We start from the raw sequence: 17,341 nt of genomic DNA on the forward strand, positions 1-17,341 counted from the left end.
CGAATCCTCGTGTTTCTTTTTGTCTTTTTATAGGGCTAATAAATTTTCCAAGTAGTCAGCTAAGCCGTCCTCGGCATTGGTTTTATCCGTTACATCATTGGCAATAGATTTTAATTGTGCGGTTCCATTTGCCATAGCTACACCCCAGCCGGCATATTCCAACATTTCTAGATCATTGTGTTCATCGCCAAAGGCAATAATATTTTTGGGATCAATCTTCAGATAATCGGAAATCACTGATAGACCTAATGCTTTATGGACCCCTTTTGGAACAATCTCCAAAATTGCATGAGGACCGCCCCATGTACGGACATCAACCGTGTCATTGAATTGATCGTTGATTCGTAAAGCAACAGACTCAGCGAATTCATTTTGTGTTTTGACCAATAAAGAAGTCGGATCAGATTTCATGTTCTTCAATAAGTTTTCTTCAGTAATACTATCGGAAGAAAAGAAACGCTGATCAAAGCCTTCAAGTTGATCGATAAAAAAGGTTTCCCGATTTTCTGCAGCAACAAAATCTAAGTTCAGGTTCTCTTTTTGAGCCATTAGTTCAAAAGCGATTTCTTTTGACACAGAGAATTCTGTTTCATTTGCCCATACTTGACGAGGTTTGTGTACCAAACCTCCATTAAAATTGATCATAGGTGTTTTTAGGGCTAATTGACGATAAAACTGATCACTCATTCGAAAAGGACGACCGGTTGCGATGGTCACATAATGTCCAGCTTTCGTTGCTCGTGTCAAAACATCAAATGTCCGCTTTGAAATTTGGGACTCTGTATTTAAAGTAGTGCCGTCTAGATCGATGGCAATTAGTTTTTTGTTCACTCGACTCGCTCCATTCTCTTTTTCTAGTTGTTTAAGTGTAACACATTTTACTGATTTCACAAGAGATGAAAGGGGGATGGTAAGTTTCTGGAAAAAATCAGCTTCTTGATAAAACACGAACGTTCGGATAAAATATTTGGTTTTTGTTAATTTTTTTATTGTGGAATAGAGGGGATTCGCCTATAATTTGTAATTGTTCGATGGAAAGTGCAATTATTCTTTTCTTTTCAGAAACACTAACTAATCTTGTAGGAGTGAACGATTTACATGGAAAAGTTTTTCAAATTAAAAGAAAATAAAACAACTGTTTCAACAGAAGTGATGGCTGGGGTAACCACCTTCTTTGCAATGAGCTACATTCTTTTTGTTAATCCTTCGATTCTTTCCGCATCTGGTATGCCTTTTCAAGCAGTCTTTCTGGCAACCATCATTGCCTCTGTCATTGGAACGCTGGTCATGGGACTCTTTGCAAACGTACCGTATGCGCAAGCACCAGGAATGGGATTGAATGCCTTCTTTACCTTTACAGTTGTCTTTGGGTTAGGCTATTCTTGGCAACAAGCATTAGCTATGGTCTTTATCTGTGGTGTGATCAATATTTTGATCACGATCACTAAAATTCGTAAATTGATTATTCACGCCATTCCAGAGAGCATGCAACATGCCATCGGTGGTGGGATTGGGATCTTCGTTGCTTACGTTGGGTTGAAAAATGCCAATCTATTAAGTTTCAGCGCGGATACTGCAGCAGTTACTGGATCAACTGTTGATGGTGATACGATTGTTAGTGCTTCATTTAATGGAGGCATCGTGCCGGCACTCGCTAACTTTAATAATGCACCAGTTATCTTGGCAATCATTGGCTTGGTTTTAACAACGTTATTAGTGGTTAAAAACGTCCGAGGAGCAATTATTATCGGTATCTTAGGGACAACGATCATTGGTATTTTGATGGGTGTGGTCGATTTAAGCACGATTGATTGGCAAGGAAACTCTTTGGGAAGTTCAATTAATGAACTTGGAACAACTTTTGGCGCTGCGTTTGGCCCAGAGGGAATGGGTTCATTGTTTAGTGATTCTGCTAAAATTCCTCAAGTGATCATGACGATTATTGCCTTTAGTCTTTCAGATACATTTGATACTATCGGCACATTTATTGGAACAGGGCGCCGTACTGGAATCTTTTCTCAAAAAGACGAAGAAGCGTTGGAAGATAGTAAAGGGTTCAATACAAAGATGGACAAAGCCCTTTTTGCCGATGCAATTGCAACTTCGATCGGTGCGATCTTTGGAACATCTAATACCACTACTTATGTTGAATCAGCTGCCGGGATCGGTGCTGGGGGACGAACAGGATTGACTTCAGTGGTAGTAGCAGCTTTGTTTGCCATTAGTAGTTTCTTTTCACCATTGATTTCCGTGGTCCCTGCTCAAGCAACAGCGCCGGCATTGATTTTAGTCGGTGTGATGATGCTCGCTTCATTTGCGGATATCAATTGGTCGGATCTTGAAGAAGCAGTTCCAGCATTCTTTGCTTCGATCTTTATGGGACTTTGTTACAGCATTTCTTATGGAATCGCAGCTGGTTTTATCTTTTACGCAATCGTTAAAGTCGTAAAAGGAAAATTCCGCGAAGTATCTCCAATTTTGTGGGTCGTAAATATTCTCTTTATTTTGAACTTCATTATTTTAGCTGTGATCAGCTAGTACCAATCAATAAAGAGCACTGATTTCTGGTCGTGCTTTTGACAATGAACTATCCAAACTATAACGGATTCTTTCTTTGGTCGATGAGCTGCTTTATGTGGGCTGTAAAGAACAAAGAAGGCGAAATCAGTTGTAGTGGGGATAGTTTTATTTTGCAGACAGATCACACAATCTTCTGTCTTTTTTAATTTTACTATTTTAAAAAATGCGGTATAGTTTAAGAGAAAGAGGGTTTTGACATGAAAATTGATTGGAAACGAAATCTCCTAATTTCTTGGATTGGCTGTTTTTTTACTGGTGCAAGTTTTAGTTTAGTTATGCCGTTTATTCCGCTATATATTGAAGAGTTGGGGGCGCCAAAAAGCCAAATCGAGCTGTTTTCAGGTCTGGCAATCTCAGTGACCGCGTTTGCAGCTGCAATCATTGCGCCGGTTTGGGGGAATTTAGCAGATCAGAAAGGTCGCAGATTGATGATGATTCGGGCGGCTGCTGGTATGACAGTCACCATGGGCTCATTAGCCTTTGTACCGAATGTCTACTGGCTATTGATTATGCGCTTCTTTACGGGGATCCTTTCGGGTTATATTCCAAATGCGACAGCATTGATTGCTTCTCAAGCCCCGAAAGAAAAGAGCGGCTGGGCACTAGGAACATTAGCAACCGGAGCTATCGCCGGAAACTTGATCGGGCCTTCTATGGGTGGTGCTTTAGCACAGTGGTTTGGTATGAAGAATGTATTTATCATCACAGGGGTCGTTCTTTTGATCACATTGCTGCTAACGATCTTTTTGGTTCAAGAAGATTTCGCACCTGTTGAAAAAGGGGACCTTCTATCTGTCAAAGAAATTTTTGGACAAATCAAAAACCTACAACTATTGATTGGCTTATTTATTACTTCATTGATCCTGCAACTTGGTGTAACAAGTATTAGTCCAATTTTGACTTTATATATCCGTGATCTAAGCGGCAATACAGGAAACCTTTTATTTGTCAGCGGGTTGATCGTATCGATTGCCGGTGTTTCAGCTATTATTTCTTCGCCAATATTAGGTAAAGTAGGGGACCGCTACGGAAATCATAAAGTGTTATTAGGAGGACTACTGCTTTCATTCCTTTGCTTTATTCCAATGGGCTTTGTTACGTCACCATTCCAATTGGGCGTTCTACGCTTTCTTTTGGGCTTCTCTACTGGTGCGTTAATGCCATCGATCAATACGTTGATCAGTAAAATCACCCCAATGGAAGGTGTTAGTCGAATTTATAGTTACAACCAAATGTTTTCTAACTTTGGACAAGTGCTTGGTCCAATGGTCGGTTCAACCGTTGCCCATAGTTTTGGCTACCCAGCCGTGTTTTGGGTAACCAGTGCGTTTGTCTTTTTGAATATTTGTCTTTCTACATTTAATTTCCGTAAAAATTTTCATAAGCACGATCTCAGTTGAAAAGAAAAATAAACCAGTTACAATGAAGGTAACTGGTTTTTCTTCTATTAATGACTTGTCTTTTTTGGCGAAGGTGCAATCAAACCAAGAAGGATAATTAGTACACCTGCTACCAAAGAGATGATTGAGGTCAATTGGAAATCATAAGTAGCTCCCGCTAGTGAGCTGCCTAGATAGCCGACAACTTGGCCTAAGATAAATGTCCAAAATAATGTTGCTAAGTAGCGCATGACGACACCTCTTTTCTGCGTATCTTGCTTTTCGACTTTAGTTTATCACAAAAAATTTCAATGTAAAGATTTTCACATTTTCATTTATTCTTTTCAAATTAGAAATAAAGCAGAAACAAACGGAATTATCATTTTCGGAGGGATTTTCTATGTATCATCAATTGACAACCTTAAGCGCGTATTCCTTACTTCAAAGTACGATCAAAATTCCTCGTTATATTGCTGCTGCCAAAAAAGCTGGTTATAAAGTTTTGGGGCTGGCAGATCACAATGTGTTATATGGAGCCTTAGAATTTTATCAGCAATGCCAAAATGCCGGAATCAAACCTGTGATTGGTGTATTATTCGATTGCACGTTTGGCACGTCCACTATGCGTTTTCCATTGTATCTTTTTGCAAAGAATCTATCAGGCTACCGATTATTGATGCGCCTTTCCAGTGAGAAAATGATCAACGGTCACTTGGATCTATCTGAATACTTAACGTTACCAGATCTGTTTGGTATTTTGCCGCAAGGGCAAGGTTTCTCTCCAGATCAATCGGAAAACTTGGCACAGCTTTCTCGAGCATTGACAGACTTTGTCGCTCGTTTTGATCAAAAGAGTCTTTTCCTGGGTGTTCAAAAAGCAGCGGCAACGCCAGAAAGAGAGTGGTTTCAACAGCATGGTCTTGAGCTGTGCGCTTATCAACCCGTAGCAGCATTGGAACAAGCAGAACTATTTGCTGTTCAAGTCATGGAACATATTAAGAACGGTACTCAGATCGAAGATTTTCGTAAAGCGAAGGAACAATCTTCCGAAACGTATTATTTAGAACAGCCTGCGGAACTGATTCAGGCATTTGGAGAGAATTCAGAAGCATTGGTAAATAATCAGCGAATTGCAGAAGAATGTACTCTGACGATTCCTCTCCATCAACGTTTGCTCCCGCATTTCCCTTTAGAAGAAGGGGAAAATGCGGCTGATTTTCTTAGAAAACTGTGTTTTGAAAAGTTGTCTGAACGTATTACGCAGGTCACAGATATTTACCGTCAGCGTTTGGATTATGAACTATCCGTTATTCATACAATGGGATTTGACGATTACTTTTTGATCATTTGGGATGTGATGGATTTTGCTCACAAGAACGAAATTGTTACCGGCGCAGGGCGGGGCTCAGCAGCAGGTTCATTAGTAGCTTTCGTATTAGCCATCACCGATGTCGATCCAATTGAATATGACTTGCTGTTTGAGCGTTTCTTGAATCCCGAACGCTATACTATGCCCGATATCGATTTAGATATTCCTGATAACAGACGTGATGAGATTTTGCATTATGTCCGTCAAAAATATGGTCAGGAGTACATGGCGCAAATTGCTACTTTTGGAACGATGGCGGCCAAAATGGTGCTGCGGGATGTTTCACGAGTGTTTGGTTTGTCACAAAGCGAAGCCAATCGCTGGTCAAAAGCCATTCCTAACGCATTAAAAATGACATTGGCTTTAGCTTATGAACAATCCAATCAATTACGAGAACTGGCTACCTTCAATGAACGAAATGAAACGATGTTTGCAGTGGCTAAGGTACTGGAAGGATTGCCTCGACATGTTTCCACCCATGCAGCTGGTGTGGTGATCAGCGACAAGAATCTCTTGGACCTAGTCCCCCTTCAACAAGGAAGTGATGAGATCCTCTTGACTCAGTTCACAATGAATGATGTGGAAACAGTGGGATTGTTAAAAATGGATTTTTTAGGATTACGGAATCTTTCAATCATTGACAATACTTTAAGAGGGATCAAGCGAGTTACAAATGAAACAGTTACCCAGAAAGCTATTCCTTTAAATGACCCAGCTGTGCTGCGACTATTTCAGCAAGGCGATACTGCCGGAATCTTTCAGTTTGAGTCAGCGGGGATCAGAAATGTTTTGCGAAAACTTGGACCTGAAAGTATCGAAGATATCGCAGCCGTCAATGCGTTGTATCGGCCAGGACCTATGCAAAATATCGATACGTTTATTCGACGGAAAAAAGGACAGGAAAAAGTCGTTTATCCGGATGCTGCTTTAGTGCCGATTTTACAAAATACCTATGGAATCATTGTTTATCAAGAACAAATCATGCAAGTTGCTTCTAAAATGGCAGGCTTTTCTCTTGGTCAAGCAGATATCTTGCGGCGAGCCATCAGCAAAAAGAAAAAAGACGTCCTAGATGAAGAACGGCGCCATTTTGTTGAAGGAGCCGTAGCCAACCATTTTTCCGCGGAGAAAGCAGAAGAAGTTTACGATTATATTGAGCGTTTTGCCAATTACGGGTTCAATCGTTCTCATGCGTTTGCCTACTCATTTATCGGCTTCCAAATGGCGTATTTAAAGGTACATTATCCAGGACCATTTTTTGCTGCATTATTGCACTCGGTTAGGAATAATCCAGGTAAATTAAAAGAATATTTGAATGAAGCGACTCGGTATGGTGTAGCAATCTTACCGCCGTCCATCAACAAGAGTGGCTATAGTTTCTATCTTCAATCGGAAAAACAGATTCGTTTTGGCTTTAGCAGTGTTAAAGGAATACGTAGAGACCTGATTCAAGATATTTTAGATGAACGAAAGGAGAATGGAACATTCTCCTCCTTAGATCAATTCCTGTTGCGCTTGCATCAAAAGAATAACAAATGGCTGAAAGAAGATTATATCCGTCCGTTGTTAAGTATTGGTGCGTTTGATGAATTGGTCACTAATCGGAAGCAAGCACTTATCCAATTAGAAGGGAAAATCCAAAATATCACCTATAGTGGCGGCAGTCTCGATTTGTTAGAGACAATGGCTCTCAAAGAAGCCGAAGTCGCTGATTATGACTTAGAGCAAAAGTTAGCGTTGGAAGAAGAATATCTAGGGGTTTATTTATCAGGTCATCCTGTCCAACAATATCAGAAGCTGCAACAGTTGAAGCAGACGATAGCAATCGCTGACTTAGTTCCCAACGAACGTGTCCGGATACTATTTTATGTGCGTCAAATTCGAGAAATCCGTACAAAAAAAGGAGAGCAAATGGCGTTTCTTGAAGGGACAGATGCTAGTAAAGAAGTCTCAATCACTGTTTTTCCCACATTGTATCGTCACATACGATCTGACGTTGCAGAAAACGCCGTCTTGTATGTTGAAGGAAAAGTGGAAGTAAGTCGTTACAATGGTGAAATACAACTGATTGCTGATAAAATAGAGCTAGCTGAAAAAGCGCAAGCACAGCTAACAGATCAAACGTGTTATCTGAAGATCACACGTGATGTTGAGACGAACCATTTGCAAGAATTGTCGCAGTTGCTGAGAAAGCATCGAGGCCGGGTTCCTGTGGTGTTGTTCTATGAAAGCAACGGGAAAAAAGTGTTGCTGACGGAAGAGAACTGGCTAAAAAAAGACGAAGAAATGGAAAGAAAGCTTGGGCACTTGTTGGGAGAGGAAAATGTTATTTTCAAGTAATTTTCCGAAAACGTTAAATTTTACTTACACTTTTTTCAACTTTTTCCCACTATTTCAAGACATTTCTCTGGAATAATGGTAAAATACTACTCGTGGTTATTACTTGAAAAGTATCAAATAAGGGAGTTCCAATTCCCTAAACAAATCTACTAATGAGGTGAATGGATAATGAAACGCATTGGAATTCTAACCAGTGGCGGCGATGCGCCGGGGATGAACGCAGCGGTTCGGGCAGTTGTAAGAAAGGCTATCTTTGATGGGCTGGAAGTATATGGAATCAATTACGGCTATGCTGGTTTGGTAGCTGGAGATATTCGCCGTCTTGATGTGGCAGATGTAGGTGACAAGATCCAACGAGGCGGTACATTCTTGTACTCTGCGCGCTATCCTGAATTTGCGACACAAGAAGGTCAGTTGAAAGGGATTGAACAACTGAAAAAATTCGGTATTGAAGGGTTGGTCGTTATTGGTGGCGACGGCTCTTATCATGGTGCGATGGCTCTAACACGCCATGGTTTTCCGGCGATCGGTATTCCAGGAACGATTGACAATGATATTCCTGGGACGGACTTTACTATCGGTTTTGATACAGCAATCAATACAGTATTGGAATCAATCGACCGAATTCGTGACACTGCAACTTCTCACGTCCGGACATTCGTAATCGAAGTAATGGGTCGTGGTGCAGGTGACATTGCGCTTTGGTCAGGAGTTGCCGGTGGGGCAGATGAGATCATCATCCCAGAACATGACTTTGATATGGCCGTTGTTGCGAACCGAATTCGTGAAGGACGGGACCGCGGTAAGAAACACTGCTTGATCGTCTTAGCAGAAGGCGTGATGGGCGGAAACGAATTTGCTGATAAATTATCTGAATATGGCGATTTCCACACGCGGGTATCGATTTTAGGACACGTTGTTCGTGGCGGATCACCAAGCGCAAGAGACCGCGTTCTAGCAAGTAAATTTGGTGCTTACGCAGTTGAGTTGCTTCAACAAGGCAAAGGCGGATTGTGCATCGGTATCGAAAACAACCAGATGGTTGCTGCAGATATCATCGAAACGCTTGAAAACAATCGTCACAAACCAGATATTTCTTTATACGACTTGAACAAGGAAATTTCCTTTTAAGTTTAGGAAGTATGAAACGCAACAGTAATTTTGTAAAAAAAGCTTATTAAGCTATTTTAAATAAATGAATAGGAGCGTTTAGTAATGAAAAAAACAAAAATCGTCAGCACATTAGGACCAGCAAGTAATAGTGTAGAAATTATTTCTGAACTGATCGAAGCCGGTGCAAATGTCTTCCGTTTCAATTTTTCTCATGGAGATCATGAAGAACAATTAGGACGTATGACAATGGTGCGTGAAGCGGTCAAGAAAACTGGTAAAGATGTAGGGATTCTTTTAGATACTAAAGGAGCAGAAATCCGTACAACCGTTCAAGACACAACTGAAGCAGATTATGGTCGTGCCGGCTATATCCAATTCAACGTTGGTGACCAAACACGTATCTCAATGGACCCAGAACACAAAGGAACAAAAGAAAAGATTGCAGTGACCTATCCTGGATTATTTGATGATGTATATGTAGGCGGCCATATCTTATTTGATGATGGTTTGATCGATATGGAGATCATCGAAAAAGACGAAGCAGCACGTGAATTAGTTGTTGTTGTTAAAAATGCAGGAATGTTGGGTTCTCGTAAAGGGGTCAATGCACCTGGCGTATCAATCAGCTTGCCTGGTATTACTGAAAAAGATGCTGACGATATTCGTTTTGGATTAGACAATGATATCGACTTCATCGCAGCTTCATTCGTACGTAAAGCTCAAGACGTTTTAGAAATTCGTGAAATTCTTGAAGAAAAGAACATGACTCATGTACAAATCTTCTCTAAAATCGAATCTCAAGAAGGTATCGACAACATTGATGAAATCATCAAAGTTTCTGACGGTATCATGGTTGCTCGTGGAGACATGGGTGTTGAGATTCCAGCAGAAGAAGTACCAATGGTTCAAAAACGAATCATCAAAAAATGTAATGCGGTAGGTAAATCAGTTATCACTGCAACTCAAATGTTAGAATCAATGCAACAAAATCCTCGTCCAACACGCGCAGAAGCTTCTGACGTTGCCAATGCAGTCTTTGACGGAACAGATGCAACCATGTTATCTGGAGAATCAGCAAACGGAGACTATCCTGTACAAGCTGTTGCAACGATGGCTCGTATCGATATCGAAGCAGAAAATGCTTTAGCAGAAATGAGTACTTTCCAAATCAACCAATTTGATAAAACTGATGTAACAGAAACAATTGGTCTTTCTGTGGCACGTGCAGCTAAAAATCTTGGTGTAAAAACAATCGTTGCTGCAACTGAATCTGGCTATACTGCGAAAATGATTTCAAAATATCGTCCAGATGCAGATATCTTGGCAGTAACTTTCGACGAACGTACAAAACGTGGTTTGATGTTAAACTGGGGTGTTTATCCAACAGTTGCTGAAAAAACTTCAACAACTGACGAAATGTTCGAATTAGCAGCTAAACAAGCTGTGGATCTTGGTTTTGCCAAAGAAGGCGATTTGATTTTGATCACTGCTGGTGTGCCAGTTGGAGAACGTGGAACAACGAACGTGATGAAAATTCAAATGATCGGTTCTAAATTGCTTGAAGCACAAGGAATCGGTGAAAAATCAATCGTTTCTAATGCCGTTGTAGCCAACAGTGCAGAAGAAGCAATTGCTAAAGCAAAAGATGGCATGATCTTAGTTGTTCCAACAACAGATAAAGAATATATGCCTGCAATCGAGAAAGCAGCAGCACTTGTTGTTGAAGACGGCGGTTTGACTTCTCATGCAGCAGTTGTCGGCATTGCGAAAGACCTTCCAGTGATCGTTGGGGCAAAAGATGCCACAACAACGATCAAAGATGGTGAATTGATTACTGTGGATTCTCGTCGTGGAATCGTCTACCGTGGAGAAACAACAGCTATCTAATCTTCTTTCGAAAGATTGATTAATGGAGGCAACAGGCTCGTGCATAAGTAGCGAGTCTGTTGTTTTTTTCTCTAAAAGCAATCACTTTTTTGTGCGTAAAATTACAGCTGTAGAAATGAAAAAGGTGTCAAGAAAATTTCATTGACAAAGGGAAATAACCCCTGTATAATTGCTTTTGTTGCTTAGGGGTGATAAAAATGAAATGGTCTTTATTGGAATTAAAAAAATACCAAGAGACACCGCTAATGTTCGACGAAACGTTGAACTTAAAAAATCAATTGATAAAACGCGATGGACAGATCATTGATTTGTCTCCTGTGAAAATCACTGGTATGATGTCTGTTGGAAAACATGAATATCTCCTACATTATCGAGTGGAGACAACGATTACGTTACCTTCAACACGCTCATTGACTCCAGTTGCTTTGCCAATGGATTTTACAGTGGATGAACTCTTCATGACACCAGAGCAATTTCAGCGGCGAGATGAAATGATTCCAGAAGAAGATGTCTTGATCATTGAAGGTCAGACGATCAGTTTGGATGATTCAGTTGCTGATAACCTATTACTTGCGATTCCCATGCAAGTCCTTACTGAGGAAGAAAAAAATAGCACAGAAATGCCGTCAGGAAATGACTGGGCTGTTTTATCAGAAGAAGACTATGCAAACCAAAAAGAAGCGCAAGCCCAACAAATTGATCCTCGTCTTGCAAAATTATCGGAACTGTTCAATGATTCAGAAGATGATAACGCGTAGGATTGGAATAAATTGCAGCCTCAAGGTTGCTTTCATTTACAAGGAGGTGTAGCAAAATGGCAGTACCAGCAAGAAGAACTTCTAAAGCGAAAAAAGCAAAACGTCGTACTCATTACAAATTGACAATCAACGGTTTGAACGAATGTGCAAACTGTGGTGAAATGAAAAAAAGCCACCATGTATGCTCAAACTGTGGTCATTACGATGGAAAAGATGTAGCAACAAAAGAAGCATAATCCTTTTTTACAGAAAAATGGATTTCAAAATCCTAAGGCTAACCATGGAGCCTTAGGATTTTTCTTTTTGTTTCAGATTAGTTTCATGAAAACTAGAACTTTTCTGAAATAATTCTTACTCTTTGAAAGAGAATAGTTCAAAACAACTATCTTTTGCGCTATAATGAAACAGATAACTGAATCTTAGGAGGATGAGTGATGACAAAACAACAAATCGGCGTTGTCGGTATGGCAGTCATGGGAAAAAACTTAGCGTTGAACATTGAAAGCCGCGGTTATTCAGTTGCCCTATTCAACCGTACAGGATCTAAAACAGAAGAAGTAGTAAAAGAACATCCAGATAAAAACTTTAAAGCAACCTATACGATTGAAGAGTTCGTACAATCGATCGAAAGACCACGACGCATTCTTTTGATGGTCAAAGCGGGTTTTGCGACAGACGCAACCATCCAAGAATTATTGCCTCATCTTGAAAAAGGGGACATCTTGATCGATGGAGGAAACACATTCTTCAAAGATACAATCCGTCGTAATGAAGAATTAGCAAATTCTGGTATCAACTTTATCGGTACCGGAGTTTCTGGTGGAGAAGAAGGCGCATTGAAAGGCCCGTCAATCATGCCTGGCGGACAAAAAGAAGCGTATGAGTTAGTGGCTCCTATTTTGGAACAAATCTCAGCAAAAGCAGAAGATGGCACTCCTTGTGTTACCTACATTGGACCAAATGGTGCAGGACACTATGTAAAAATGGTTCACAATGGTATCGAGTATGGAGATATGCAGCTAATTGCTGAATCCTATGATTTGATGCAAAAAATTCTAGGGCTATCTGTTTCTGAAATGGCGGAGATCTTCTCTGAATGGAATAAAGGCGAATTAGATAGCTACTTGATCGAAATCACAGCAGACATCTTAACACGCAAAGACGATTTAGATACTGGGAAACCAATCGTTGATGTGATTTTAGATGCTGCCGGCAACAAAGGAACGGGGAAATGGACGAGTCAAAGTGCATTAGATCTTGGTGTTCCACTGCCGTTGATCACAGAGTCTGTCTTTGCGCGTTATATTTCTGCTTATAAAGAAGAACGAGTGAATGCTAGCCAAGTCTTACCAAAACCTAAAGGATTCGAATTTACAGGAGACAAACAAGAATTTGTTGAGAAAATTCGGGAAGCATTGTATTTCAGCAAAATCATGAGCTATGCACAAGGTTTTGCGCAATTACGGACCGCATCAAAAGAGTATGATTGGCAACTGCCATTTGGTGAAATTGCTAAAATCTGGCGTGCAGGTTGTATCATTCGTGCGCAATTCTTGCAAAAAATCACCGATGCTTATGAAAAAGATACGGATATCGAAAACTTATTGCTTGATGACTATTTCAAGGAAATCACAAAACGCTATCAACAATCCGTTCGTGACGTCGTAGCATTGGCAGTCCAAGCTGGCGTACCAGTCCCAACATTCTCTTCAGCAATTGCTTATTTTGATTCTTATCGCTCAGATCGTTTGCCTGCAAACTTGATCCAAGCACAGCGGGATTATTTCGGTGCCCATACGTATGAACGTACGGACAAAGAAGGAATTTACCACTACTCTTGGTATGAGGAAGAATAAGTCGAACAATTGAGAACAAATTAAGAGAATGACCGAACAGTGAGAACTTTCGGTCAATCTCTTTTTTATTTTTTAGATACATGATAAAATAAAGCAGATAGTGTCTAACTATATGCAGAATAACCGATAAAGGAGCTCTAACTAATGAGTAATATTCTAATCATTGAAGATGAAAAGAACTTAGCTCGATTCGTGGAATTAGAATTAAAGCATGAAGGCTATAATACCGAAGTACATTATAATGGCAGAACTGGATTGGATGCAGCGTTGAACAATGAATGGGATGCCATCTTACTTGATTTGATGCTACCAGAACTAAACGGATTAGAAGTTTGCCGTCGTGTGCGCCAGACCAAAAATACGCCAATCATTATGATGACAGCAAGAGATTCAGTGATCGATCGGGTCTCAGGGCTAGATCACGGAGCAGACGATTATATCGTGAAACCCTTTGCGATTGAAGAGCTACTAGCTCGTTTGCGTGCGCTGTTACGTCGAATCGACATTGAAGGAGACAAAAATGTTGCCAAACAAACGACGATCACTTATCGTGATTTAACCATCGAGAAAGAAAACCGTGTGGTGCGTCGAGGCAGTGATGTCATTGAATTGACGAAGCGTGAGTACGAGTTGCTTCTTACTTTGATGGAGAACGTCAATGTCGTCTTAGCCCGTGATGTTCTGCTGAACAAAGTTTGGGGTTATGAAACAGAAGTAGAAACCAACGTAGTCGATGTGTATATTCGTTATCTACGGAATAAGATCGACGTACCTGGAGAAGAGAGCTATATCCAAACTGTTCGGGGGACAGGATACGTGATGCGTTCGTGAGCTTAAAAAAAAGAATGAAAAAACTAAAAGAACTGAAGGGGCCTTCTTTGACTGTGAAGTGGGCCTTCGCAAGTTCTTTCTTTATATTTGTTGTTTTTACAATTTTTGCAGTCATCACTTACAAAACGTCTATCAACCTGCTTGTGGCTAAAGAAGAAAATAACGTGGAGCGTACGATGTCGGAAGTAGCTTCTAGGTTAGCCAATTCAGACCAAGAATTGACATTGGTGCGTACCTATCGCAATTTAACTAAGAACGATAGTGGTGATACGAGCATCTACGACCGAACTTCAACAATTGATGGGAACTTAATGAAGATCGACTCGTTTATTTCCGAGTTAGGCCAGTCTCCTTTGAGCTTATTTGTTTATAATCTGAATCAGGAATTGATTTTCAAAACCCATGAAAATAATCTTTCTCTGATCGATGTGCAGCGAAAGCCGCCCACGATCGTGACATTGGACAATATTACAGGCTTTTTGTCGATCCAGCCAATCTACTCAAAAGAAACGAGAGAAAAAATTGGTTATGCTCAGACATTTTATGAACTGACCTCATTTTATGAAATTCGCAGTAAGCTCTTGTTAACGCTAATCATACTTGAAGTCGTTTCCTTGATTCTCAGTAGCGTTTTAGGTTTTTTCTTATCTGCTTATTTCTTGCAGCCACTGAAAGTTTTGCGGGATACAATGGAAACCGTTCGAAAGAATCCCCAATCGACCGTGCATATGCCTGAACTGAATACAAATGATGAATTATCTGATTTGGCAGACATCTTTAATGAGATGCTCGACCGTATGCGGCTATATATCGAGCAGCAAGAACGGTTTGTAGAGGACGTTTCTCATGAATTACGGACGCCAGTGGCAATCATTGAAGGACATATGAGCCTGTTGCAGCGCTGGGGCAAGGACGATCCAGAAGTATTAGATGAATCGCTTGCAGCCAGCATGCAAGAAATCAGTCGAATGAAGACACTTGTGCAGGAAATGCTCGACCTTTCCAGAGCTGAGCAAGTAGATGTCCACTATGCGAATGAAACGACAAAAGCCAAAGAAGTCGTATACCAAGTATTTAATAATTTTAAAATTCTTTACCCGGAATTTGTTTTCACATTGGATGATGATCTTTACCACGAATTGACTTTAAAAATTTATCGGAATCATTTCGAACAAATTATTATTATCATCTTAGATAATGCCGTCAAGTACTCCACAGATCGCAAAGAGGTCCATTTATCTATTTCTTCTGATCGACAAACGTTTGAGATTGCAATTCAGGATTTTGGTGAAGGAATCAGCAAAGATGACTTGGATAAAATTTTCAATCGATTTTATCGAGTGGATAAGGCGAGAGCAAGAACCAAAGGGGGAAATGGGTTAGGACTATCCATTGCTAAGCAATTATTGGAAAGTTATAAAGGGCGCATTACTGCAGAAAGTGTGATTGGGCAAGGAACGATTTTTAGAATATATATTCCTGTGGTTCAATCTAGTAAGGATGTTTTGAAATAGCGCAGATCCTCTGCGAAGAAACCAGATGGTTGTTGTAGGTTAGCGACAATCAGCTGGTTTTTTCTTTATAAGGGATCTTACTTAATGGACAGCGTTTCTGCTTGTTCATATAAACAGGAACGATTGAGGAACACGAATAGTTATAAAACGCAATTATTGCTATAAAAGCGAACGATGAGATAAAGAATAGAAGAAAGATTCGGCTAAAAAAAATGTTGAGAAAAAGCTTTGTTTTTTGTTGATTTTTCGCAGTAGAATTGCTATATTAGTATTTGTCTTTGTGATAGTCACTGTTTAAATCTTTCAAATATTTTTTCAAAATAAATGTTGACGAAGATCAAGACAGATGTTATTATAACAAAGTCGTCAGAAAGCATTAGGTAAAAAAACTTAAAAAGTTAGAAAAAACTTTCAAAAAAGTTGTTGACACAAAGCTTTCGAGATGATAAGATATAAAAGTCGCTGAGAGATAAAGAGTGATTAAATAACAATCGCTTGAAAAAACTTTTAAAAAAAGAGTTGACATTCACTTGTTGATCTGATATGATTTAAAAGTTGCTAACGCAGCGCAGTAGACCTTTGAAAACTGAACAAAGCAAGCAAACGAACCAATGTGTAGGGCGCTTCATTATATGAAGCAAAATACATTCAAGCAATAGCTAGCAAAGTTAATTTTATTTGAGCTTAACGATCCTATGGATCGTTCAAACAAATCATTATGAGAGTTTGATCCTGGCTCAGGACGAACGCTGGCGGCGTGCCTAATACATGCAAGTCGAACGCTTTTTCTTTCACCGGAGCTTGCTCCACCGAAAGAAAAAGAGTGGCGAACGGGTGAGTAACACGTGGGTAACCTGCCCATCAGAAGGGGATAACACTTGGAAACAGGTGCTAATACCGTATAACACTATTTTCCGCATGGAAGAAAGTTGAAAGGCGCTTTTGCGTCACTGATGGATGGACCCGCGGTGCATTAGCTAGTTGGTGAGGTAACGGCTCACCAAGGCCACGATGCATAGCCGACCTGAGAGGGTGATCGGCCACACTGGGACTGAGACACGGCCCAGACTCCTACGGGAGGCAGCAGTAGGGAATCTTCGGCAATGGACGAAAGTCTGACCGAGCAACGCCGCGTGAGTGAAGAAGGTTTTCGGATCGTAAAACTCTGTTGTTAGAGAAGAACAAGGATGAGAGTAAAATGTTCATCCCTTGACGGTATCTAACCAGAAAGCCACGGCTAACTACGTGCCAGCAGCCGCGGTAATACGTAGGTGGCAAGCGTTGTCCGGATTTATTGGGCGTAAAGCGAGCGCAGGCGGTTTCTTAAGTCTGATGTGAAAGCCCCCGGCTCAACCGGGGAGGGTCATTGGAAACTGGGAGACTTGAGTGCAGAAGAGGAGAGTGGAATTCCATGTGTAGCGGTGAAATGCGTAGATATATGGAGGAACACCAGTGGCGAAGGCGGCTCTCTGGTCTGTAACTGACGCTGAGGCTCGAAAGCGTGGGGAGCGAACAGGATTAGATACCCTGGTAGTCCACGCCGTAAACGATGAGTGCTAAGTGTTGGAGGGTTTCCGCCCTTCAGTGCTGCAGCAAACGCATTAAGCACTCCGCCTGGGGAGTACGACCGCAAGGTTGAAACTCAAAGGAATTGACGGGGGCCCGCACAAGCGGTGGAGCATGTGGTTTAATTCGAAGCAACGCGAAGAACCTT

The 17,341-nt window shown here is 40.7% G+C and carries 12 protein-coding genes and 1 rRNA gene (1 of these 13 only partly in view); 11 read left to right on the forward strand and 2 right to left on the reverse strand.

What is annotated here, in order from left to right:
• Positions 1–27: 27 nt before the first annotated feature.
• The gene (locus tag IGJ28_RS07960) at positions 28–831 is read right to left on the reverse strand and encodes a Cof-type HAD-IIB family hydrolase (RefSeq protein WP_003127852.1); all 804 of its coding nucleotides are present in this window, start codon (positions 829–831) and stop codon (positions 28–30) included.
• Positions 832–1,098: 267 nt separating this feature from the next.
• Here IGJ28_RS07960 and IGJ28_RS07965 point away from each other — a divergent pair, with 267 nt between their 5' ends.
• Both IGJ28_RS07965 and IGJ28_RS07970 read left to right on the forward strand, forming a co-directional pair.
• Positions 1,099–2,538, forward strand: a complete 1,440-nt coding sequence (locus IGJ28_RS07965; protein ID WP_003127853.1) for an NCS2 family permease — start codon at positions 1,099–1,101, stop codon at positions 2,536–2,538.
• Between the two features lie 239 nt (positions 2,539–2,777).
• Complete coding sequence (locus IGJ28_RS07970) at positions 2,778–3,980, forward strand: multidrug efflux MFS transporter (protein WP_005472097.1); 1,203 nt, start codon at positions 2,778–2,780, stop codon at positions 3,978–3,980.
• A gap of 47 nt (positions 3,981–4,027) precedes the next feature.
• Here the strand turns inward: IGJ28_RS07970 and IGJ28_RS07975 are convergent, their stop codons facing one another.
• Positions 4,028–4,210 carry a YjzD family protein gene (locus IGJ28_RS07975; RefSeq protein ID WP_003127855.1) on the reverse strand — a complete coding sequence of 61 codons (183 nt, stop codon included), beginning with the start codon at positions 4,208–4,210 and terminating at the stop codon, positions 4,028–4,030.
• Positions 4,211–4,359: 149 nt separating this feature from the next.
• Here IGJ28_RS07975 and dnaE point away from each other — a divergent pair, with 149 nt between their 5' ends.
• The 9 genes from dnaE to IGJ28_RS08020 all read left to right on the forward strand — a co-directional run.
• Positions 4,360–7,668, forward strand: a complete 3,309-nt coding sequence (gene dnaE / locus IGJ28_RS07980) for a DNA polymerase III subunit alpha (RefSeq protein ID WP_438845320.1) — start codon at positions 4,360–4,362, stop codon at positions 7,666–7,668.
• A 168-nt stretch (positions 7,669–7,836) separates the two neighbouring features.
• Positions 7,837–8,799 carry a 6-phosphofructokinase gene (pfkA, locus tag IGJ28_RS07985; protein WP_003127857.1) on the forward strand — a complete coding sequence of 321 codons (963 nt, stop codon included), beginning with the start codon at positions 7,837–7,839 and terminating at the stop codon, positions 8,797–8,799.
• An 84-nt stretch (positions 8,800–8,883) separates the two neighbouring features.
• The gene (gene pyk, locus IGJ28_RS07990; RefSeq protein WP_438845321.1) at positions 8,884–10,668 is read left to right on the forward strand and encodes a pyruvate kinase; all 1,785 of its coding nucleotides are present in this window, start codon (positions 8,884–8,886) and stop codon (positions 10,666–10,668) included.
• Positions 10,669–10,865: 197 nt separating this feature from the next.
• Positions 10,866–11,426 carry a YceD family protein gene (locus IGJ28_RS07995; RefSeq protein WP_005472104.1) on the forward strand — a complete coding sequence of 187 codons (561 nt, stop codon included), beginning with the start codon at positions 10,866–10,868 and terminating at the stop codon, positions 11,424–11,426.
• 56 nt (positions 11,427–11,482) lie between these two features.
• Positions 11,483–11,662, forward strand: coding sequence for a 50S ribosomal protein L32 (gene rpmF / locus IGJ28_RS08000; RefSeq protein WP_003127860.1), 180 nt, complete (start codon positions 11,483–11,485; stop codon positions 11,660–11,662).
• A gap of 198 nt (positions 11,663–11,860) precedes the next feature.
• A complete protein-coding gene (gndA, locus tag IGJ28_RS08005) occupies positions 11,861–13,282 on the forward strand; it encodes an NADP-dependent phosphogluconate dehydrogenase (RefSeq protein ID WP_438845322.1) in 1,422 nt (473 codons plus the stop codon).
• Positions 13,283–13,426: 144 nt separating this feature from the next.
• Complete coding sequence (locus tag IGJ28_RS08010; protein WP_003127863.1) at positions 13,427–14,113, forward strand: response regulator transcription factor; 687 nt, start codon at positions 13,427–13,429, stop codon at positions 14,111–14,113.
• A gap of 14 nt (positions 14,114–14,127) precedes the next feature.
• Positions 14,128–15,627 (forward strand): HAMP domain-containing sensor histidine kinase, encoded by a 1,500-nt coding sequence (locus IGJ28_RS08015; RefSeq protein WP_081132372.1) that lies wholly within the window; start codon positions 14,128–14,130, stop codon positions 15,625–15,627.
• A gap of 714 nt (positions 15,628–16,341) precedes the next feature.
• Positions 16,342–17,341, forward strand: a 16S ribosomal RNA gene (locus tag IGJ28_RS08020) (it continues 560 nt past the right edge of the window).

The sequence above is a fragment of the Enterococcus sp. AZ091 genome, assembly GCF_051714805.1.
Classification (GTDB): domain Bacteria; phylum Bacillota; class Bacilli; order Lactobacillales; family Enterococcaceae; genus Enterococcus_D; species Enterococcus_D gallinarum.

Bases quoted from the DNA above. Each gene is read 5' to 3' on its own strand.
- IGJ28_RS08010 (WP_003127863.1), top strand. From the start codon at position 13,427: ATGAGTAATATTCTAATCATTGAAGATGAAAAGAACTTAGCTCGATTC.
- pyk (WP_438845321.1), top strand. From the start codon at position 8,884: ATGAAAAAAACAAAAATCGTCAGCACATTAGGACCAGCAAGTAATAGT.
- IGJ28_RS07965 (WP_003127853.1), top strand. From the start codon at position 1,099: ATGGAAAAGTTTTTCAAATTAAAAGAAAATAAAACAACTGTTTCAACA.
- pfkA (WP_003127857.1), top strand. From the start codon at position 7,837: ATGAAACGCATTGGAATTCTAACCAGTGGCGGCGATGCGCCGGGGATG.
- IGJ28_RS07975 (WP_003127855.1), bottom strand. From the start codon at position 4,210: ATGCGCTACTTAGCAACATTATTTTGGACATTTATCTTAGGCCAAGTT.
- IGJ28_RS07995 (WP_005472104.1), top strand. From the start codon at position 10,866: ATGAAATGGTCTTTATTGGAATTAAAAAAATACCAAGAGACACCGCTA.
- dnaE (WP_438845320.1), top strand. From the start codon at position 4,360: ATGTATCATCAATTGACAACCTTAAGCGCGTATTCCTTACTTCAAAGT.
- rpmF (WP_003127860.1), top strand. From the start codon at position 11,483: ATGGCAGTACCAGCAAGAAGAACTTCTAAAGCGAAAAAAGCAAAACGT.
- gndA (WP_438845322.1), top strand. From the start codon at position 11,861: ATGACAAAACAACAAATCGGCGTTGTCGGTATGGCAGTCATGGGAAAA.
- IGJ28_RS08015 (WP_081132372.1), top strand. From the start codon at position 14,128: ATGAAAAAACTAAAAGAACTGAAGGGGCCTTCTTTGACTGTGAAGTGG.
- IGJ28_RS07970 (WP_005472097.1), top strand. From the start codon at position 2,778: ATGAAAATTGATTGGAAACGAAATCTCCTAATTTCTTGGATTGGCTGT.